This window comes from Stratiformator vulcanicus, from assembly GCF_007744515.1.
Classification (GTDB): domain Bacteria; phylum Planctomycetota; class Planctomycetia; order Planctomycetales; family Planctomycetaceae; genus Stratiformator; species Stratiformator vulcanicus.
In genome coordinates, this window is record NZ_CP036268.1 from 2232607 (window position 1) to 2250106 (window position 17500).

Below are 17500 nucleotides of genomic sequence, written 5' to 3' on the forward strand. Positions count from 1 at the left end.
TCAGTTTATCGAATCACTTTTCTGTTGTTCCAAGCTCTCAAAGCGAACTTTCAAGTGATTTGCTCGCGTCGATGGCATCTTTGAGCCCCGGAGAAACGAAGCGGTCAGTATTGACCCCGGAGAAGGTGTGGTCGCTTTCATCCAAATGCGCGAACATGATCTCGCCTTCCGCCACGACCTCGTCTTTGACTCGGGCCACGCATTCGACCGTTCCGCCTTCATTGCGGGCGTCCAGCAGTGTGACCTCGTAAAATAATGTGTCGCCGGGGCGAACCATGCGGTGATAGGTGATCTTCGGAACCTTCGCCAGCACGACGATGTGCTTGAAGTCGTTCATCTCCGCCAACACCATTCCACCGGCTTGCGCCATGCCTTCGAGCATGAGCGAACCGGGCATCACCGGGAAACCCGGGAAATGGTCGTGCAGGTGATCTTCGGCCAGGCTCACATTCTTTACGGCCACGGCCCGTTTGCCGCTTTCGAATTCATCGAACCGATCGATCCAAATCCAGCGCATGAACTACTCCCGAAAACCGAATTCGCAACAGCGACCGCTCGTGCCGATCGCGTGCTGAAACTCAGCCGTTAAGTTTCTTCTCGAGGAAGTTGACCATCATATCGACGGTAAACAATTGCTGAATGTTTTCGACCTGCGGGTCTGCCCGCAATTGATCGACATTGGCGTGCGGCATCCGCTTTTCGAGTTCGTCGAGACCGGCTTCAGTGACTTTGCCGTCCTGTACGAAGGTCGGGTCTGCCGCGAGGCTCTCCGGGAATAATTCTCCCCGGGGAATTTTGATCGAAAAGCCTTTCTCAAGTCGGAAGACGATGTCGAGGAAGTCGATCGACTCCGCACCAAGATCTCCCACAAGTGTCGCCTCGGGCGTCACTTCGTCATCGTCGACCCCGAGGGCATCGACCAATACTTCCTGAGTCGTTTCAAAGATTTCGTCGCGAGATGGCATGGGGTGTTCTCCAATTGCAAAAAGTGTTCAGTAGCTATTTATGTTCTCGACAGGTCGGACTAAATTCCGCCAAGGGTGAGCCCGCCGTCGACCGTAATCGTGTCGCCCGTGATATAGGACGTTCGCTCGTCCGCCAGAAACAGAACCGCGTTCGCGATGTCCTCAGGTTGCCCCAGTCGCCTGACGGGGATTTCCTTGATGATCTTGTCTTCGGCCGCGTTCCGGACATCGACGGTCATATCGGTCGCGATAAAACCCGGGGCGACGGCGTTGACGGTGATTTTCCGCTTTGCAACTTCGACGGCCAGGCACCGCGTGAAGCCCTCGACTCCGCCCTTACTTGCCGCGTAGGCGGCTTGTCCCTGATTGGAGACGCGGGCGGCAACGCTCGACATATTAATGATACGTCCGTAGCGGGCCGACATCATTGGTCGCATCACGGCGTTGCAGAAGTTGTAAACACTGGTCAGGTTCGTCTGAATAACCTCGAGCCACTTTTCTTCCGACATGGTCGCGACAAGTGTGTCTCGCACCACGCCTGCGTTGTTGACCAAGATGTCGATCGTCCCGAACTGCTCGACGACTTTCTCGACGACTGCATCGGCTTCCGCTTTCGACTTCACGTCGCACTGAAAGCCGTGCGCCTCGCCTCCTGCGTCCTTAACGGAAGCAATCAATTCGTCCGCGGCCTCTTTGTTCGAGTGATAGACGAATGCGACCTTGGCACCCTCGGCGGCGAAGCGTTCGACGATCGCGCGGCCGATGCCCCGGCTACCGCCGGTGACGAGCGCTGTTCTTCCTTCCAAAATCATAAACTGTTTCCCTTCCTTCGCGATTGATGATCCGACGTCATGTCGGCCGTGATGTTCCAGTGGAGATATTTCGGCGGTGATGTATCTGAAAACAATTGGCGGTTGACGGTCATCCCGTTGACCCGCCCGTGAACCAATGACCGTGAACAATCATGTTTTTGAATGACGGGAGGCCGGCCAAAGTCGGCCGAACAATTCCCGTTGATCTAGAATTCGTTCCCGATCAACGACCGCGAGTTCGTCGCGTCGGTCTTCGTTTCGATCGGCGAGATTGAAATGGGCCAAGGTAATTCGACAGGAAACCGCCGTCTTCCCTTCGACTTCGCTCGTGGCCTTAAACGTCGTTTCGCCTTCGCCACGTTTTTGCATCGCGAGCCTGACGATCAGCTTCTGGCCCGGAGAAACGAAGTTATTGAACTTGGCGGCGCGGGCCTGTTTGAGCAGGACCGTACTCTCGGCGAAGTCGTCAGTCGCACGAATCAACCACGCGCCCGCTTGAACGAGCGTCTCCACCATCAGCACACCGGGCATGACGGGGAACGCCGGAAAGTGGTCGGCCAGATATTCTTCTGCCGACGTAAGATACTTTTCCGCAGCGATCGATTCGCCGGGAACGAGTTCGGTAATACGATCTACGAGTTGAAACTTCATTCGAAGGCCTGGCTCCGGCCCTCAACCTAACGGGATGGCTGCAGGGGTGAGTGGAGGATTTATGAAGGCGGAATGGATTGAGTATATCTTCTGCTGCGGAAAGTGAACAAGCCACGTAGTCTGACGCGTTGCCATAAAGCCTTTTCAACAGGCAGGTTACAGGAGGTATGCTGAGAATAGGGGTTTTACGGTATTCGGGAGGCCGCTACGGCTATCATCGGAAGGCGAAGCGGTGTTCAAGTCATCATGCCATCGACGGCACCAACGGGGCAACGGCTGGAGTATTCGGCAGTCCTTTGAACACCAGTCAACTCTCAACTCGCTTCAATCGAATCAGATTCTGACGCCGCTCGCCGGGTTATGTGTCATTTCCGCCTCTGATTTCGGATCGGTAGGCGAGACGACGTTGGCGCCGAGTCGATGCTTCAGAAAGAGTGCCATTTTGCCCGGTCGCGCCTCGCCAAACCTCGCCTTCGTTGACCAAATGACTGCACCTTCGAGTATTCGCCATCTTCGTCGACTCGGTCTTCGCGACGCGCGTTGCGAAAAACAAGACCGTCAAGGACCTTTCGCACACCGCGACGATCTGCTTCTCGATGAGTCGGTCGCGATGTCGGAAGAGCCGGTGTGCGATTGGAGTACCGCCCCGGTCATGCTGGCTCAAGACGACCGCAGTGAGAACGAGCAGGAGCAGACGCAACTTGATGGAGACTCATTTTCGTCCGAACGTCGCCAGTTCCCGCGTCATGGAAGCGGATGCATGGTCGCGGTCTGCCGCATCCCGCCGAAGTCGGACGACTTTCGACGCCAGTGGGCTTTTCGAGATCAGCGGCTCCGCGGCTCGCTCGTCGATCTGAGTCTAGGTGCGGCCGCCTTGTTGCTCGAAGAACCGCTCGAACCTGAGGAATCGGTCCTCGTCCGGATCATCCATCCGATCCGTGATGCTCACGTCGATCGACCGGCCGATGTTCTTCGCTGCATCTCAGTCAGCGATCGGCTCTTCAAGATCGTCTGCAACTTTCGCGAAAAACTCGATCTCGAGCAGGTGCGAACATTCGGCTTCGCCATCGAAGGCGATGCCGGCGATATCACCATCTGAACGGCTTGAAGGTTGAGGCGAAAAGCGAAAAGAAGAGAAGCGATCGAACTCCCCGGCTTTCAACGCATCGACTAAGACCTTGCGTTTGGAAAGAGGACATTTCATCGCTCAGGCATCACTCAATCGATACCGGGTGACCCGGTTCCTGTAGATGGGTGGCCCGGTTCCTATAGAACTGGGCGGCGAAGCAAGGCAGCCGCGACTGGTAAAGAGCGGATCTTCTGACGGCAGCTTACTCCATTGCAGCGATGGAGATTGCAGCAATGGAGGCTCGTCTATGATCCGCTTCCTGCCGGGCGCGGCTTTCGGACCTGACGAGGAGCGAGCTAATTGGGGCCCCGAGATCTCTTGTCGCTGCGCGACCCGGACGTTTACCGTCCGGGCCAACCGGTCTTAATCAATACTTTGAATGCCGTATTTGGGCATGGGTCCGCATGCTAAGCGTGCTTCAACCTTTACGGCAAAAATATATTAACTCTTCCGGTGCAATGCCGTATTTCTTGACCGTCGCCGGACTAAGTTGTGATCCCCAATCGTCGACGGTGACGTCAAAACCGCTTTCGGCAAGGCGGTCGGCGTAGTCGGGGCCATATCGTCTGACATGGTCATGTTGGCCGAACCGTTTCAAGCGCTCGTCGGGATCGGTGACACTTGGGTCCTCGTCCGTGATGTCCGCAGTGATAGGAACTTGCAGAATTGCCCAGCCGTCCGATTTGAGGACGCGTCGAAACTCGCGCATCGCCTGTCGATCCTCGGTGACATGCTCGAGCACGTGGCTGCAATAAATGATGTCAAAGGAATTGTCCGGAAATTCAATTTGTGTGATGTCCATTTTGACCATGGCGTGCGGAGAATCCAGGTCTGCTGAAAGATAGTCGATGTTCGGAACTCCCTTTAAAATAGCAGCGATATGCGACTCCGGTGCGACGTGTAACAGCCGTTTGGGGCGACCGTCGAATAGATCAGTCCGCTCTCGAACGTATTTGACAAACATTCGATGCCGCTCCAATGAACGACACACCGGACATAATGCCTCCGGCCGCGGAACAATCCCGTAAGTGTGAAAACGATTGAGCCAACTGCCACATACCGGGCAATTACGACGGAAGCCGATATACCGTGGCTTAAGAAGTAGCCGCCTGATCCAGACGATCTGGTCCTCACCGAGTGCATTCTTGACAAATTGTTTCATGGGCAGTCTGGTCATTGAGGTAAGGCGTAAACTGCGCGGGTGGCCCGATTCCTATAGAACTGGGCAGCGCAGCCGCAGGAGGTCTCAGGGTGCGACCAGTATCACGTCGCCGCACCGCATTGCCAACTCTGCCCGGAGACCTCTTGTCTCTACGCGATCCGGACGTGTAGCGTCCGGGCCGTCCGATATAAACTACTCCCCGATCACCTTAATTAGAATCCGCTTCTTCCGTCGACCGTCGAACTCGTAATAGAAGATGTGCTCCCACGGACCGAGGTGCAATTTGCCGTCGGTGATCGCCACGACGACCTCGCGGCCCATGACCTGCCGCTTGTGGTGAGCGTCGGCGTTGTCTTCGCCGGTGCGGTTGTGGAGGTAACCGCCGGACTTCGGGTCGCTGCCCGCATCGAACGGGGCGAGGCCTTCGAGCGAGCGCTCGTAATCGGCATGCAGGCCGCTTTCGTTATCGTTGATGAAAACCGAAGCGGTAATGTGCATCGCATTGATGAGCACCAGGCCTTCTTTGATTCCGCTGGCGGCGACCTCGGCTTCGACTTCGTTGTGGATCGAGACGATCTGCCGGCGCTGGGGGATGTGCTTCCAAAGTTCTTTGGTGTGCGACTTCATGTGGTTTTGCAGGGCTGAGACGTGAGGGGGATGAGTGGCGAGAGGATAAACAATCGTGAGCGCAGCAAAAACGCCGTGGCGGGTCGACCGGGAACGGTCGTCGCGACGGCGTTTGGGCGGCGGAGTGAGAGAAAAACTACGGTGACCGCTCCGTATCGCCCTGGAAGACGATGTCGGCGATCTGGTAGGCGGCAAGCACGATGCCGCAGATGCTGATTGCACCAAACACGATCGCGACGGCGGGATCAAATTTTGTGGTGAGCGTCACCCCGGAGACCACCGCGTCTCCGAATACCAGTCCAATTGTTCCGGCGATTCGACCCATCATATCCTCCTGCGACTGAAGGGCGGTCTGTTGTCTTCAAGCGTCGAACGAAATCCGCCGCTTTCTACTGACAGGCTAAGCATGCGATCGGCCATCGACCAGCAGAATTTGTCGAAATTTGTGAAGGCGTCCCAAGGTTCGGGATTGCAATCAAATTGGGGTTGCGAATCGTGACTGGGGGCGATCTACGAATTGGTAGATGAAATCGGACTGCGTCAGGCTTCTACGCGTTGCGCGGTGGAGCATTACAACGGATTCGGCGGCATTTGGTTGGGTCCCTTGCTTGCGCTGCGGGCTATTTTGATCGCGTCCCTTGCTTGCGCTGCGGGCTTGTTTTGACGCCTCGTTATGGTTTTCGTTTGGTGTCGCAGGCGCAAACGAACTGGGCGCAGCGGGGGCAGCCGGAGCCGTATTTTCTTCGGACCGCGTCGGTGAGATCGACTTCGGCGACGTTGGCGAGCGTGACGAGCCAGGCGAGAACGTCGGCGAATTCGAGCGCGACTTCCTCGCGGTTGCCGGACCGGAGGTCGGAGGCAAGCTCGCCGATTTCCTCCATCAGCCACATGAAGGTGCCGTCGATCCCGCGGGCGGCATCCTTGGCGCCGAACATCTCGCGAATCGACTGCTGCAATTCCTCCAGCGTGATCTGCTCACTCATCTTCAGATACTTTCAGGCGGTCAATGTTTCGCGTCAGCGAGCGCAGTCGGGGCCAGTGGGGATGCAGGCTCTTCAGCCGATCCAGAATGGCCTGAGCCTGAGGGATTTGACCCGCCTCAGTGTGAAGTTCGCAAAGCGAGGAGAGGATCGCGCGGTCGTCCGGTTGGAACTGATCGGCGAGCGTCATCGATCGGATCGCCCGGTCGAGGTCGCCGGCCTTACGGGCAGCCCGTCCGGCGATCCAGTGAAGTTCGCTGTCGGTCACGTCGATCTGCATCCCGCCCAGTGCGAACTCGCGGGCACGATCGAACTTTTGCATTTCCAGCGAAAGGTACGCAGCTCTTTTTCTGGCGAGCAGATCGTGAGCATCGCGAGCGCAAAGTTCGGTGAAGTGCTCCAGCGCTGCCGCCCACAGGCCGATTTCGAATTCGAGTTCGGCTGCCTGCCGCAGATAGTCGGGCGTGAGCGGGAACTTTTCGGCGGCGAGCGAATAGAGTTCAGCCGCATCAACGACGTCCCCCTGATTCCGCCTGAGTTGGGCGAGGGTGATCAATATCTGCCGGTCGGGCGAATCCTTGTCGAGCGCAACTTCCAGTCGATCGAATGCTTCGCGGGTCCGGCCCTCGAAGAAATCGATGGTCGCTCGAAGAACGATCGCCTGCGCGACGTCCGGCTTTTCGGCGAGTAGCTTGTCAAGGATTTCGGCGGCTTCGTCGAATCGCCCCTGTTGGAAAGCCATCTGCGCCGCACGAATTTGCGAGGCGGCGACTTCCGGCAGGTCGCTTTCGTCGTATTGAAGAGGACCGGCCCGAGACGAGAGTTGCTCCACGATGTTCGAAACGTATTCCTGATAACCTTGTTCGAAGTCGTCGAGCGTGATTCCGAAGACCTTCTCAACCGCAGCGGCATTGAGCAGGCCGATGCGGTAAGCCTCGATCAGGTCGATGAGGTGTTGTTCGCCGAAGCGTTCGGCGATGTATTCCGCGTATAGCTCCGCCTGGCAATACGCGAATTGGCGATCATCAGATGACTTCGGTCTCAAAAAACCTTCGTTCAAATTATTAAGGTTCCTGTAATCGCCGTCGTTCCAGCGTTCAATCAGCAATTCGTTCCAAGAGTCGGGTCGCGCGAAGCCTTCGGACCAGACGGCGAGTGCTTCGGTATACCAGTGTGGAATGCGGAAATCAGTTTGCTGAAGATTAATGACGTGCACGAACTCGTGCAGGGCGACCTGGGCCCAATTAAATTTCTTGCTTAGATCGTTCGGTGATGTGATCGCGATGATGTGTCCGGTTGAGGCGCCGACGGTGTCAATGCCGGGCAGCCCGACCATGCGGGCGCTGAACCATGAGGAACCCGAGACGCCGTAAGTCGAGCTGTAGATTTCAAATGGTGTCTTTTCGGTTGGTTCGAAGCCGAATTGCCGGACGAGCCGGGGATAGATCGTCTCGAGATATTCCCCGAGCATCTCGGCGAGCAGAGCATCGTGATCGGGGTCAAACCGCAGGATGAAGTGATCGGTTTCGAGGGTCTCTAACTGCTCGACGACCTTGACGACTTTCCGCAGATTGCTGACGCGGACATTAAACGGGTCGCTCTGAAATGCCTCATCGAGCGTCCCCCCGGCGGAGGCGACATCGCCGATTCGCATTTGCAACTGGCCCAGTGCATTTTTCGCCGGGGCATGTTCCGGCATCACGCGTACGGCCGTCTGATAGGCCGGCCGGGCAAGCAGATACTGCTTTTGAATTTCAAAAGTGCCTCCGAGCGTTTCAAAAAACAGCCCGGCTCTTGGATTTCGGCGGACCACTTGTTTGACGACGCGAGCCGCTGCGGGGGAAACGCCGTCCGGGGTCTTTAATCGGTTCTCCGGACCGATCCCGTTTAAAAAACTCGTCCAAACATCAACCAGAGTCGTCTGATCGCTTTGCTGAAGATCGGCGTTGAGCAGTCGAAGCGCGGCCAGCCGACCGAGTACGCTTTGATCTTTTGGCCGCCGATCGACGGCTTGCTCGACCAATGCCAAGGCCTTGGCTCTGTCGCCCTCGAATAGTCGGACATCGGCGCGGATGCAGAGAGCTTGGGCGTTTTCGGCATCGATCGCCTCGACTTGATCGAGTAGTGCTTCGCAGCCTTTAAAATTAAGCGAGATTAGCTGAGCTTCGGCTAGTGAGAGCAGAGCCGGCACGGCCTTCGGATTCATTTTAAGGGCCGCGGTCAGTTCCTCCACCGCTTCGGCCGAGTTGTATTTTTCTAACAGGAGCGTCCCGGCAAGCCAGTGACCGCGCCAGTCGTCTTTATTTGCCTTCGTAATGTCGCGGGAGAGCTCGTTCACGACGAAGTCGTACATCGGAGAGACGCTCCGCCAGCGGGCATAGCGGAGCGCTCCATTCGCGACAAGCAGCAGTTCGTCGGGTTCGGTTGGTTGGCTACGGTTATAGTGCCGGATGAAACCGCGACATCCGCGCTCGGCGTCCTCCAAATCTCCCCGTTCGGTTTGCAATTCGACGCGGGTCCAGCGGGCTGACAGATTGCTCGGGTCGCGATCGAGCGCTTCGATCACAAATTGCTCAGCGGCATCCCAGGCTCCCGCATCGAAGGCGAATTCGGCGAGAGCGGCAAATTCTGAAGCAGCGCGGTCCTCGAAAGGGACCGACTCCAACAGTTGGCGGGCATCGTTACGGCGGCCGGTCATCCGCAGTACCGTGACCTTACCGATCCGGGCGAGTACCGCTTGATCGGAATCGCCGGCTTTGAGGAGGTCGTCGTAGGTCTCGACTGCCTGTTGATACTCCCCGCGCAGGACGAGTCGGTTCGCTCCCTCAAGGCTGACGGCAGACTCGTCGGCGAAACTGATCGATGCACCGCAAAAGATCAGCAGCGCGAGCCAATGTGTCGGCGAGGAACACACCGCGGGAACAAGACTGATTGACGGTCGAAGACTCACGGCATCCTCCGCTTCGGCACGGATCGCGAAATGGCCCGATCCGTCAAGAATAGACTGCTGCTCATCCTACCCGAAAGCGAGTCGCAGGCAGAGTAGTGGGTCAGTTCGCAGGGATCAGGAGTTCCGGAGGGTGGCTGTGGACGGCGTTTTTACGACGCCCACAGAGAACTTGTCTCTGGCTTCGTCAAGCAGTCCGAATTTGCGAGTACGCGTTCCGGGGGCGGCGAAAGCGCCGTCCCCGGCCACCCACGAAATACACAACTTGCTTTCGAAACTGACCCACGACCGCAGACAGCCCGATCGGGAACGCGGAAGAGAATTCTGGAAGATGAATTCCGTGTTGGCTGCGGAATCTGCTGTGATGTCCGTAGCATAACCCGATTGACGATCAGATCTCAGAGGTCTGAAGCCCAATCAAGTCGTGGCGGAGAACGGCTTCATCGCAGCTGCGGTTCTTTCGCCGCCGCGTCGACCGCTGAAACGTCTCCGAAGGTGCAAACGCGGTTGCGACCGCTCTGCTTGGCGTGATAGAGCGCCTCGTCAGCCCGTGCGATCAAATCGACGGCCGTTTCGCCATGCATCGGCAAACTGGCGACGCCGACGCTCGTGGTGACGGTGACCGACTTCCGTTCGAATTCGAATGCAATCTCAGAGATCGCCTTGCGGATCGACTCGCCGACCCTCACGGCTCCCGGAAGTGGCACGCCCGGGAGGATCACCGCGATCTCTTCCCCGCCGTAGCGTGCGATTACGGCGCGATCGGTCGAGCGGATACTCATGACCTGCTCGCGAACGACCTGAGCCGCAACGCGAAGGACTTCGTCGCCCGATTGGTGACCGTAGGTGTCGTTGACGGCTTTGAAGCGATCGAGATCGCACAGCAGGAGCGACACGTCTGTTCCGCAGGTCTGCATTTCAGCGACGTGCGCGTTGAGCTGTTGATCGAATTCCCTGCGATTAGCCAGTTCGGTCAGTCCGTCCTGTCGCGCCTGGCGTTCCACGATGGCCTGATTGACGACCTTAAAGATCGTTTCGCCCAAGTACTCGGAAGCCCATTCGCCGAGTTGCTGGGCCGTCGTTTCGAACGACTCTTGCCCGCCTTTGGTGAGGCAGATCATGCCCAGCCGCTTTTCGCCTTGGCGAAGGGGGAAGACGAGCGCGTGCCGAATGAGCGTGTGAATACCGAACTTTTTGAGAGTTTCGGGTGCGAGCGTTCGAGGTTCATCCATCCCGAGGCAGAACCGGGCGATGCGGTCTTCATGTTCGATCCAAACGCGGTCGAGGCCCTCAGGTAATTCGCTGCCGCATCGCATGAGGGCTTTGCAGCTCGCCGTCTTGCCCAGGGGAGGGAGATAAAGCGTCGCGCGATCAGCGCCGACTTTCTCTCGCAGCCGTTCCGAGAAGGCCGTTATCATCCGGACGGGCGAATCATACGTCCGATCGGTGACCGTTCGCAGTTCCATCATCTCGGTGATAGCCCGGAGTTCCCGCTGCTGGCTCTCAAGGGTTCGCGTTTGCCTCAATCCCGCGGCGACGTTGAGCATCAGTCGCTGCGCTAACTCGATTTGCTGCGGCAGTGGGGCGCCGGCCGGGTAGAGCTTCGTTGTGACGAACACACCAACCGGATCAGCCGGCGTTCCGACAACCACAAAATAGAGCGTCTCCGCTTTCGCCTTGTCGGGTCGATCAAGGTGATCGACAAACTCATCGAACGCGGCGTCCCCGCGAGTGACAGGTTCGACGCCCTCAGTGCAGATCTGATCAAACAGGTCATCGGTTAGTGTCAGGCGAGCTTGAGAAAAGCTCGTCAGGCCCCGCGACCAATGACAGGAAAATCCGTTCGATCCCTTTTCGATCAACGCGGCATACCCGTTCTCGGTCCGCGGAACGAATCGACGCAACAGTACATCGAGTGCTTTGGCGAGATCAGTTTGAGAAACGAATTCGCGGAGGATGTGATTTTCGAGCCGGGTGAGGGAGCGGTCTTTCTTCGCTTCCCCGAGTTCGGATTCCAAGCCGGCCAGATCCTCTTTGATGGTCAGTTCATTACGGCGAAGCCGACCGACGCGGTTCATGTGCACCAGATATTGCAGAAGAACGACAGCCGCGAGCGCTACGGCGGAGCCGCCGTAGACGAGTTCGCTGAATTCTCCCAGTAGGCCGGTCATTCGGTAGGGCCCTTCGGCTTGGCGGGACGCGAGCGGAGTCGCGTAGTTGCGATGGGATTGGTTTTGATTTTCAATTGACCCCCTGCGGCGTCGCGTCTGAATGGAGACGAAAGGACGGACGCGCCGGCGGAAGGTCTTAGTGCGAGATCGCGACTTGGCATTTACCAAAATGGCAACCTCGCCCGAAGACAACCTAGCTCACGTTCGTCCGGTCCTGCGGCGTTTTCTTTGAACTCAGTTCTGTTGACTTCACGCATCAACAACGGCGGCCTTCGTGCCTACGATAACCGATCGAATCGTAACAGGCGGTCAGACCGGCAGCCTACGCAAATTCGTCCCAATGGCAGAAGTCAGATATGCCCTTCACGCCCGGCCTGTCAAAATTCGCATCCCATTTTCGGCTCTTAAGCTACGGCCTTTGCGGATGGGCAATACTCGGGATTACGCAAAGCGGATTCGCCGACTCTCCCGATGGGACCGTCCAAGCAGCAGAGCGATCCGAGCAGACCGAGGGTGCTGATCCGAAGGAGTGGAACGATCTGCTCGATAAGCCGTCGCTGAAGAAATGGAAGGTCTGCGATGTCGCCGGGGGCGGTGAGATCACGAAGAAACCCGGTCGGCTGACACTAGGCACCGGGGTCGACCTGACCGCCGTCCGATCGCTCGAGAAGCTCCCGAAAATTGACTACGAGGTGCGGCTCAAAGCTCGCAGGGTCTCGGGAAGCGACTTCTTTGTCGGGCTGACTTTTCCCGTGGACAAGTCGCATTGCACCTTGATTTTGGGCGGCTGGGGAGGGGGTGTCGTCGGGATTTCGAGCCTCGACGGGTACGACGCGTCCGAGAATGAGACCACCTCATATCGAGAATTCGAGAACGAACGTTGGTACGACGTTAGGCTGCGGGTCACTTCCAGTCGCATCACCTGTTTTCTTGACTCCAAAGAATTGATTGACGTCCCGATTCGCGACAAACGCCTTTCGATCCGAAGGGAAGTCGAAGTCTGCAAGCCATTCGGTCTGGCGAGCTGGGTGACGACGGCGGAAATCAAAGATATGAAGATTGGTCGCCTGCCCGGTGTCGTCGATCCGGCCCGAAAGGATTAGGTCGACTTCAATTCCCAAAACGGAACTGCGGGGATCGCGCCGTCCGTCGCGGCAGGATCACGCGCTGAGATCAATCATTACCCTCTGGAGAAGTCGATCGCGAGGCTGAAGTCCAGCCGCTCCTGATAGGTGTTTCCAAAAGCCGACCGGCGTAGTGATTGCTCGACGGGGTGCGATCCGTAACTGCGGGGAAGTGTGCAATTTATGAAATGTACAGCACGACTTCGCAGCAAATGGGGAGATTTTGTTCCGATTGTTGAACAATGCCGGACTATCGAAGGGCTTGGCACTGCAACTGCATCTTCGTTGTCCGATCGCGCTGCGGCTGCTCCGAAGAATTTCGGCCGTCGGCGACTTAAAAGAGCCAACGCCTGATTTCATTTGACTGAGTAATTTTGATGCCACGAGACTTGCCAATCGACGACGCTTTGGGACGGCCGGCCGTCACTCCGACCGACCTCATCCTCGCGGCGGCAACGCTTTCAAAAGAAATTGATCAGACATTGGAGGCTGATCAACAGCGTCGTGATGTCGCGGCTCGATCGGCTTGGTCAAGCTTTCGAGTGCTGGCGAATGCTTACGAGAGTGTGCTGCGGCGCCATTGTTCGACGGCCACGCTGCTCGAGCTCTTTACGGTCGACGCCGCCGCGCGGGTGACCGCATCAGCCTTCATCGCTCAAGATCGCAACGCATTGCGACGTCGGGCGGCGCCCGTCGCGATAGCGATCGTCGACGAACTGGAACTTCCAAAGAACACTGCGCTGCATGCCCTGCTGGCGGATGAACCGGCCGGTCTGGATCGCCAACTCGGTGACCGCTTTCGGCGGATGTCGGAGCGTTGGACCGATGTGCTGTCGGGCCATTTGGTGACGCGATTTCTGGCTGAAGAATTCGTATTTGATGTCGATCGCGCGGCCGATTTCGGAGGTTACGAATATCAAATCGGACAGCGGCAAGGGCTCGGCACAGCCTGGCCGATCTTGCTGACCGGTTTGGAATTGGCGTGGAAGCGAGCCGTCGAAGATTGTAATTGGAAGCCGAGTGCCGGTACGCAGAATCTGCTCGTCCGGGCTGAACAGTCGATTCAAGATTGCGTTCTGTTGGCCGACACCCCCGTCCCGCTCAATCACGGCCCGCATCGGGACCGGGATGGACTCTCGCTGGGTGCCCCTCCCCTGAATCGGCCGAACAACGAGTCATAAGTCTCAGTAAGAGCAGTGTTTGAGAGTCCTCGCGATTCGGTGGTGTCTGAGACTTCTACGCATCGCACGGGTGATTCTACCGAGAGGGAAAAGCCTGAAATCATGACAGGCTGAACGGTTTCCCCTGATTTGAAGCGAACTCCTCGGCTGTTTCTCGTCGTATTCGAGGAGTTATCTCTGCGATTATCGCTTCATCATTAAGATTCAATGTCCCTCAAAGAACAGTCGTCCCTGCAGCTCTCTTATGAGGGCTTCTGGCCGGAGACGTCGACCCTTTCGTTTTCGCCGGTGTTGCTTCGCCGACGGCTGCGGCTGGCCGCGGTCTGGCTATCGCTCGTCGGCGCGATGCTCGCGTTGGCGTTCGCATTCGAAAGCCTGACCTCCAAGGCGATCTGCGTTATCGGATGCGTCGGCACGCTCGGCACAAACTTCTACTTAGGGGCACGCCCCATCAAGAGCGTCTACTGGCTGCGGATGATCGAGCGTGTCTTGTTCGGGTTCGCGGCAGTGCAGGCGATCAGCCTGCAAGTGACGCTGACAATACGCTACGGCCAAGATGTGGCTCCGGGCGAAACTCCACTGGTGACGGTCGCCTTCTTCGGCGGCTGGGGCTACCTGATTTTGCTCTATGGGATGCTGGTTCCGAACACGATCAAGCGGGCCCTGATTGTCTGCACTGTCGCTTGCGCGATCCCGATCGCCACGTTCGCCGGACTGGCGGTTTTTCTCGAGATCGAGCCGACGCAGTCAGAGAAGTTCATCGTCGGCCTGACGGCGGCATTCCTACTGCTGACCGCTTTGACTGCGGCGTTGGGTTTGGCTCGCATTCGCCAGTTCGCCGACTCGCTTCAAGGCCTGCAAGAGATCAATGGTTACCGCCTGATCGAACAAATCGGGTCGGGCGGGATGGGGATGGTCTATCTGGCCGAACACCGCGTCATGCGTCGGCTCAGTGCGTTAAAGCTGGTCCGCGAAGATCGTGATCGCGACGGTCGGATGGCCGCTCGCTTTGAGGAGGAAGTCCGTCAGACCGCGCGGCTGACCGACCCTCACATCATTCAAATCTACGAATACGGCCACGATGTCGAAGGTCGTTTCTTCTACGCGATGGAGTACCTGCTCGGTCACGATGTCCAAGAGATCGTGAGGCGGTTCGGGCCAATGCCTCACGAGCGAGCGATGTTCCTGTTCGGGCAGGTCGCCAGAGCCCTCGCCAGCGCACACTCGGCATTGGTCGTCCATCAGGACATCAAACCTTCGAACATTTTCTTGACGCAGTGCGGCGGCGACTTTGATTTCGTGAAAGTCCTCGATTTCGGACTGGCCTCACGTCGCGGGGAATTGCGGATGTCGAGCAGCCTTGCCGGAACCCCGTCCTACATGGCGCCCGAGCAGTTCTCGCCCGACGGGCATGTCGACCCGCGCTCAGACATCTATGCCGCAGCGGCCGCCACTCTTTTCATGCTGACCGGTTTTCATCCCGAGACGAGTTCCGGGACGCACAAGTGGAGTCGAAAACAAGCTGCCAAGAGTATCAAGAACCAATTGCAGGTGGCGGCCCGGCGAACGCCCTCCGAGAGCATCCGCGTTTTGAGAGACTGTTTGGCATTCGACCCGAAGGCTCGCATCCAGACGGCAAAAGAACTACGAAAAGCGATTCGCTCGGCTTCCTGCCCGGACGCATGGGATCACGACATCGCCCGCGATTGGTGGGAAGGGATTGCCGAACGCGTCGATGGGAAAGACATCCCGCGCCCGAAAATGGCGGGCGCTCTCTCCGCGGATCAAGACCTGATCGGTGCGACAAGCCCCACCGTTGAGATGGATCGCTGAACGTCGAAGAGGTTTGCTCACGCCGGCCCCCGTTGGTGTAATGCGTGGCGGGTAGTTCTCGTCCCGCGATGCCTTTTGCAGCAACAACCTCATGGCTCAGCGACTGCTCGGTTGGCTGGTAGTGATCGCGGTCGGACTTCCCGCGCCTTTCACGAGGGCGGCGGAGGAACCGGTCGCTCTGGTCAACGGGGAACCGATCACCGCGGCCGACATCACGTTTGAGCGGAGCCTCCGAAAGGTCGCAGGTTCCGACGCGGACGTCCCCCGCGCGTTGATTGTCGAAGAACTGATTAGTCGCGAACTGTTGCGGCAATTTCTGAAAGACCGGCGCGCGATCCCCGAAGTCGAGCAGATCGACCGTGCCAAGACACGATTCATCGAAAGGCTCACGGCGGGCCGGCCGGAGGCGCGGGCCCAGTTGGAACAGCTCGGACTGACTGACGCACGGCTTGAGACGGCGGTCGCCGTCTCCCTCGGATGGGAAACGCACCTGCGCCGGGTCATCACGGAAAAATCGCTGCGTGACTATTTCGAAGCGAACCGCCGACGTTTCGACGGCTCACGCCTGAAGGTTCGGCAGATATTTCTCGCCAAAGGATTTGACGGCGTACCTCCTGCCCAAACGCAAATGCGACTCGAGCAGATTCGACAAGAGATCAATGGCGACGGCGATTCGTTCGCGGCGGCGGCGTTAAAACACTCCGAAGCTCCATCATCCGCCGAAGGCGGTTCACTCGGATGGATCAGCCCGTTCGGCGATATTCCGTCCGCCATCGCGCCGGCTGTGTTCCGGCTCGGCGCGGGTGAAATCAGCGAGCCTCTCGAATCGCCGCTCGGCTGGCACCTCGTTCTGGTCGAACAGATCGAAGAGGGTGAGCTCAGCCTCGAAGACGTTCGCCCGATCGTACGTGCCGAGTTAGCCCGCCAGCTGCGATCCCAATTGGTCGCCGAGCAACGGCGGTCGGCCCAAATCGAGCGGAATTGATCGAACGAGACAGTGCCTGACGTGACGGTCGCATTAGAAGCAGTTTCAATTCGTCTGTCATACAAGCACGAGGCGCCAGCCGTCGGGAAAATCGCTGGTTGATCGCCCATCGGCTTGCGCCTCTGGCCGGTATTGAAATCCCTTCTAGGAACTCTCATCACCCGACGACGCCGTGATCGAGGTCCCTGAGGCGTCGGCTTGGTCGGTCGACTCCGCGACCGGCACCGGCTGGACGGGCTTGGGGCCGTCTTTGGGTTTATAGATCATCACCATGGCCGCCCCCGCCGCGGCGAGGACGAGGCCGAGATAGAATCGCGGATCGGTCGGGGTCGCCCCGGTCGATTTGTGAATCCAACTGAAGATGGTGATCGTGGCGATCGTGTTGATGATCGGCGCCCCGGCGAACACCAGCGGCGCGACGTAAAGCGGTCCCTTCGGTATCCCTTCGGCCTTCGCGGCCGTGACCGCGTAAATTACGCACAGTGCGCCCACCGCGCCGAGCGTTCCGGCCAGAATGCCCCAGCCCGTTCCTTTAAGACCCCAGTTGGCTCCCGGTTTCTCGGTCGGATCGCCGAACACGAAGATCAGCAGCAACGGGAAGACGACCGCCGTGATGAAGTACGCGACCCCCACGAACAGGAACGCCCGCATATTGCTCTTCAGGCTGTCGGCCGCCTCATGCACACTCGGCACATACAGTCCCCACGACAGGGCGGCTCCGAGGATGAAAGGCAATACAACGAGCCACTGCTTCGAAATCATGAATTATCTCCGGGGAGTTGAGTCGAGAGTCTAGGGTCGAGAATTGAGAGCGTTGAGCAACAAGCCGCGCACGTAGTAAGCGGATCAGGTTGTGCCCTTCGCTGAACGTTACGCGATATCCAAGATGCGAATCCCTTGCTTGCGCTGCGGGCTTGTTTTGGCTGAGGATAT

General features: G+C 58.1%; 16 protein-coding genes. 5 read left to right on the plus strand and 11 right to left on the minus strand.

Going from position 1 to position 17500, the window contains the following annotated elements:
- Positions 1 to 37: 37 nt before the first annotated feature.
- The 4 genes from Pan189_RS08725 to Pan189_RS08740 form a co-directional block, all read right to left on the minus strand.
- Positions 38 to 517 carry a 3-hydroxyacyl-ACP dehydratase FabZ family protein gene (locus Pan189_RS08725; protein WP_145363539.1) on the minus strand — a complete coding sequence of 160 codons (480 nt, stop codon included), beginning with the start codon at positions 515 to 517 and terminating at the stop codon, positions 38 to 40.
- Between the two features lie 61 nt (positions 518 to 578).
- Positions 579 to 965, minus strand: coding sequence for an acyl carrier protein (locus Pan189_RS08730; RefSeq protein ID WP_145363540.1), 387 nt, complete (start codon positions 963 to 965; stop codon positions 579 to 581).
- A 59-nt stretch (positions 966 to 1024) separates the two neighbouring features.
- The gene (gene fabG, locus Pan189_RS08735; RefSeq protein WP_145363541.1) at positions 1025 to 1777 is read right to left on the minus strand and encodes a 3-oxoacyl-[acyl-carrier-protein] reductase; all 753 of its coding nucleotides are present in this window, start codon (positions 1775 to 1777) and stop codon (positions 1025 to 1027) included.
- Between the two features lie 150 nt (positions 1778 to 1927).
- Positions 1928 to 2428 (minus strand): 3-hydroxyacyl-ACP dehydratase FabZ family protein, encoded by a 501-nt coding sequence (locus Pan189_RS08740; protein ID WP_145363542.1) that lies wholly within the window; start codon positions 2426 to 2428, stop codon positions 1928 to 1930.
- A gap of 610 nt (positions 2429 to 3038) precedes the next feature.
- Between Pan189_RS08740 and Pan189_RS08745 the strand changes: the two genes are divergently transcribed.
- The gene (locus Pan189_RS08745) at positions 3039 to 3527 is read left to right on the plus strand and encodes a PilZ domain-containing protein (protein WP_310821262.1); all 489 of its coding nucleotides are present in this window, start codon (positions 3039 to 3041) and stop codon (positions 3525 to 3527) included.
- A gap of 448 nt (positions 3528 to 3975) precedes the next feature.
- On the opposite strand, the gene Pan189_RS08750 is transcribed toward Pan189_RS08745, so the two are convergent.
- The 6 genes from Pan189_RS08750 to Pan189_RS08775 form a co-directional block, all read right to left on the minus strand.
- Complete coding sequence (locus tag Pan189_RS08750; RefSeq protein ID WP_310821263.1) at positions 3976 to 4521, minus strand: class I SAM-dependent methyltransferase; 546 nt, start codon at positions 4519 to 4521, stop codon at positions 3976 to 3978.
- Positions 4522 to 4911: 390 nt separating this feature from the next.
- Complete coding sequence (locus Pan189_RS08755; RefSeq protein WP_145363545.1) at positions 4912 to 5346, minus strand: secondary thiamine-phosphate synthase enzyme YjbQ; 435 nt, start codon at positions 5344 to 5346, stop codon at positions 4912 to 4914.
- 136 nt (positions 5347 to 5482) lie between these two features.
- Complete coding sequence (locus tag Pan189_RS08760) at positions 5483 to 5671, minus strand: hypothetical protein (RefSeq protein WP_145363546.1); 189 nt, start codon at positions 5669 to 5671, stop codon at positions 5483 to 5485.
- 346 nt (positions 5672 to 6017) lie between these two features.
- Positions 6018 to 6329: a MazG nucleotide pyrophosphohydrolase domain-containing protein gene (locus Pan189_RS08765; RefSeq protein ID WP_145363547.1), complete on the minus strand. Its 312-nt coding sequence runs from the start codon at positions 6327 to 6329 to the stop codon at positions 6018 to 6020.
- A complete protein-coding gene (locus Pan189_RS08770) occupies positions 6322 to 9276 on the minus strand; it encodes a tetratricopeptide repeat protein (RefSeq protein ID WP_145363548.1) in 2955 nt (984 codons plus the stop codon). Before Pan189_RS08770 ends, Pan189_RS08765 begins: the two co-directional genes overlap by 8 nt.
- A 437-nt stretch (positions 9277 to 9713) precedes the next feature.
- Positions 9714 to 11444 carry a GGDEF domain-containing protein gene (locus tag Pan189_RS08775; protein ID WP_145363549.1) on the minus strand — a complete coding sequence of 577 codons (1731 nt, stop codon included), beginning with the start codon at positions 11442 to 11444 and terminating at the stop codon, positions 9714 to 9716.
- Between the two features lie 356 nt (positions 11445 to 11800).
- Here Pan189_RS08775 and Pan189_RS08780 point away from each other — a divergent pair, with 356 nt between their 5' ends.
- From Pan189_RS08780 to Pan189_RS08795, 4 genes are all read left to right on the plus strand, one after another.
- On the plus strand, positions 11801 to 12547 hold the full coding sequence (locus tag Pan189_RS08780) for a family 16 glycoside hydrolase (RefSeq protein WP_145363550.1): 747 nt from the start codon (positions 11801 to 11803) through the stop codon (positions 12545 to 12547).
- A gap of 398 nt (positions 12548 to 12945) precedes the next feature.
- Positions 12946 to 13749, plus strand: coding sequence for a hypothetical protein (locus tag Pan189_RS08785; RefSeq protein WP_145363551.1), 804 nt, complete (start codon positions 12946 to 12948; stop codon positions 13747 to 13749).
- Between the two features lie 207 nt (positions 13750 to 13956).
- A complete protein-coding gene (locus tag Pan189_RS08790; protein WP_145363552.1) occupies positions 13957 to 15582 on the plus strand; it encodes a serine/threonine protein kinase in 1626 nt (541 codons plus the stop codon).
- A 91-nt stretch (positions 15583 to 15673) separates the two neighbouring features.
- A complete protein-coding gene (locus tag Pan189_RS08795; protein WP_145363553.1) occupies positions 15674 to 16567 on the plus strand; it encodes a peptidylprolyl isomerase in 894 nt (297 codons plus the stop codon).
- 144 nt (positions 16568 to 16711) lie between these two features.
- On the opposite strand, the gene Pan189_RS08800 is transcribed toward Pan189_RS08795, so the two are convergent.
- Positions 16712 to 17329, minus strand: coding sequence for a hypothetical protein (locus tag Pan189_RS08800; RefSeq protein WP_145363554.1), 618 nt, complete (start codon positions 17327 to 17329; stop codon positions 16712 to 16714).
- Positions 17330 to 17500: the final 171 nt, after the last annotated feature.

What these genes read in the sequence shown, in the direction of transcription:
- Pan189_RS08760 (WP_145363546.1), bottom strand. Translation starts at nt 5,671, where the DNA reads ATGGGTCGAATCGCCGGAACAATTGGACTGGTATTCGGAGACGCGGTG.
- Pan189_RS08740 (WP_145363542.1), bottom strand. Translation starts at nt 2,428, where the DNA reads ATGAAGTTTCAACTCGTAGATCGTATTACCGAACTCGTTCCCGGCGAA.
- Pan189_RS08785 (WP_145363551.1), top strand. Translation starts at nt 12,946, where the DNA reads ATGCCACGAGACTTGCCAATCGACGACGCTTTGGGACGGCCGGCCGTC.
- Pan189_RS08790 (WP_145363552.1), top strand. Translation starts at nt 13,957, where the DNA reads ATGTCCCTCAAAGAACAGTCGTCCCTGCAGCTCTCTTATGAGGGCTTC.
- Pan189_RS08750 (WP_310821263.1), bottom strand. Translation starts at nt 4,521, where the DNA reads ATGTTTGTCAAATACGTTCGAGAGCGGACTGATCTATTCGACGGTCGC.
- Pan189_RS08730 (WP_145363540.1), bottom strand. Translation starts at nt 965, where the DNA reads ATGCCATCTCGCGACGAAATCTTTGAAACGACTCAGGAAGTATTGGTC.
- Pan189_RS08745 (WP_310821262.1), top strand. Translation starts at nt 3,039, where the DNA reads ATGTCGGAAGAGCCGGTGTGCGATTGGAGTACCGCCCCGGTCATGCTG.
- Pan189_RS08795 (WP_145363553.1), top strand. Translation starts at nt 15,674, where the DNA reads ATGGCTCAGCGACTGCTCGGTTGGCTGGTAGTGATCGCGGTCGGACTT.
- fabG (WP_145363541.1), bottom strand. Translation starts at nt 1,777, where the DNA reads ATGATTTTGGAAGGAAGAACAGCGCTCGTCACCGGCGGTAGCCGGGGC.
- Pan189_RS08725 (WP_145363539.1), bottom strand. Translation starts at nt 517, where the DNA reads ATGCGCTGGATTTGGATCGATCGGTTCGATGAATTCGAAAGCGGCAAA.
- Pan189_RS08755 (WP_145363545.1), bottom strand. Translation starts at nt 5,346, where the DNA reads ATGAAGTCGCACACCAAAGAACTTTGGAAGCACATCCCCCAGCGCCGG.
- Pan189_RS08780 (WP_145363550.1), top strand. Translation starts at nt 11,801, where the DNA reads ATGCCCTTCACGCCCGGCCTGTCAAAATTCGCATCCCATTTTCGGCTC.
- Pan189_RS08775 (WP_145363549.1), bottom strand. Translation starts at nt 11,444, where the DNA reads ATGACCGGCCTACTGGGAGAATTCAGCGAACTCGTCTACGGCGGCTCC.
- Pan189_RS08800 (WP_145363554.1), bottom strand. Translation starts at nt 17,329, where the DNA reads ATGATTTCGAAGCAGTGGCTCGTTGTATTGCCTTTCATCCTCGGAGCC.
- Pan189_RS08765 (WP_145363547.1), bottom strand. Translation starts at nt 6,329, where the DNA reads ATGAGTGAGCAGATCACGCTGGAGGAATTGCAGCAGTCGATTCGCGAG.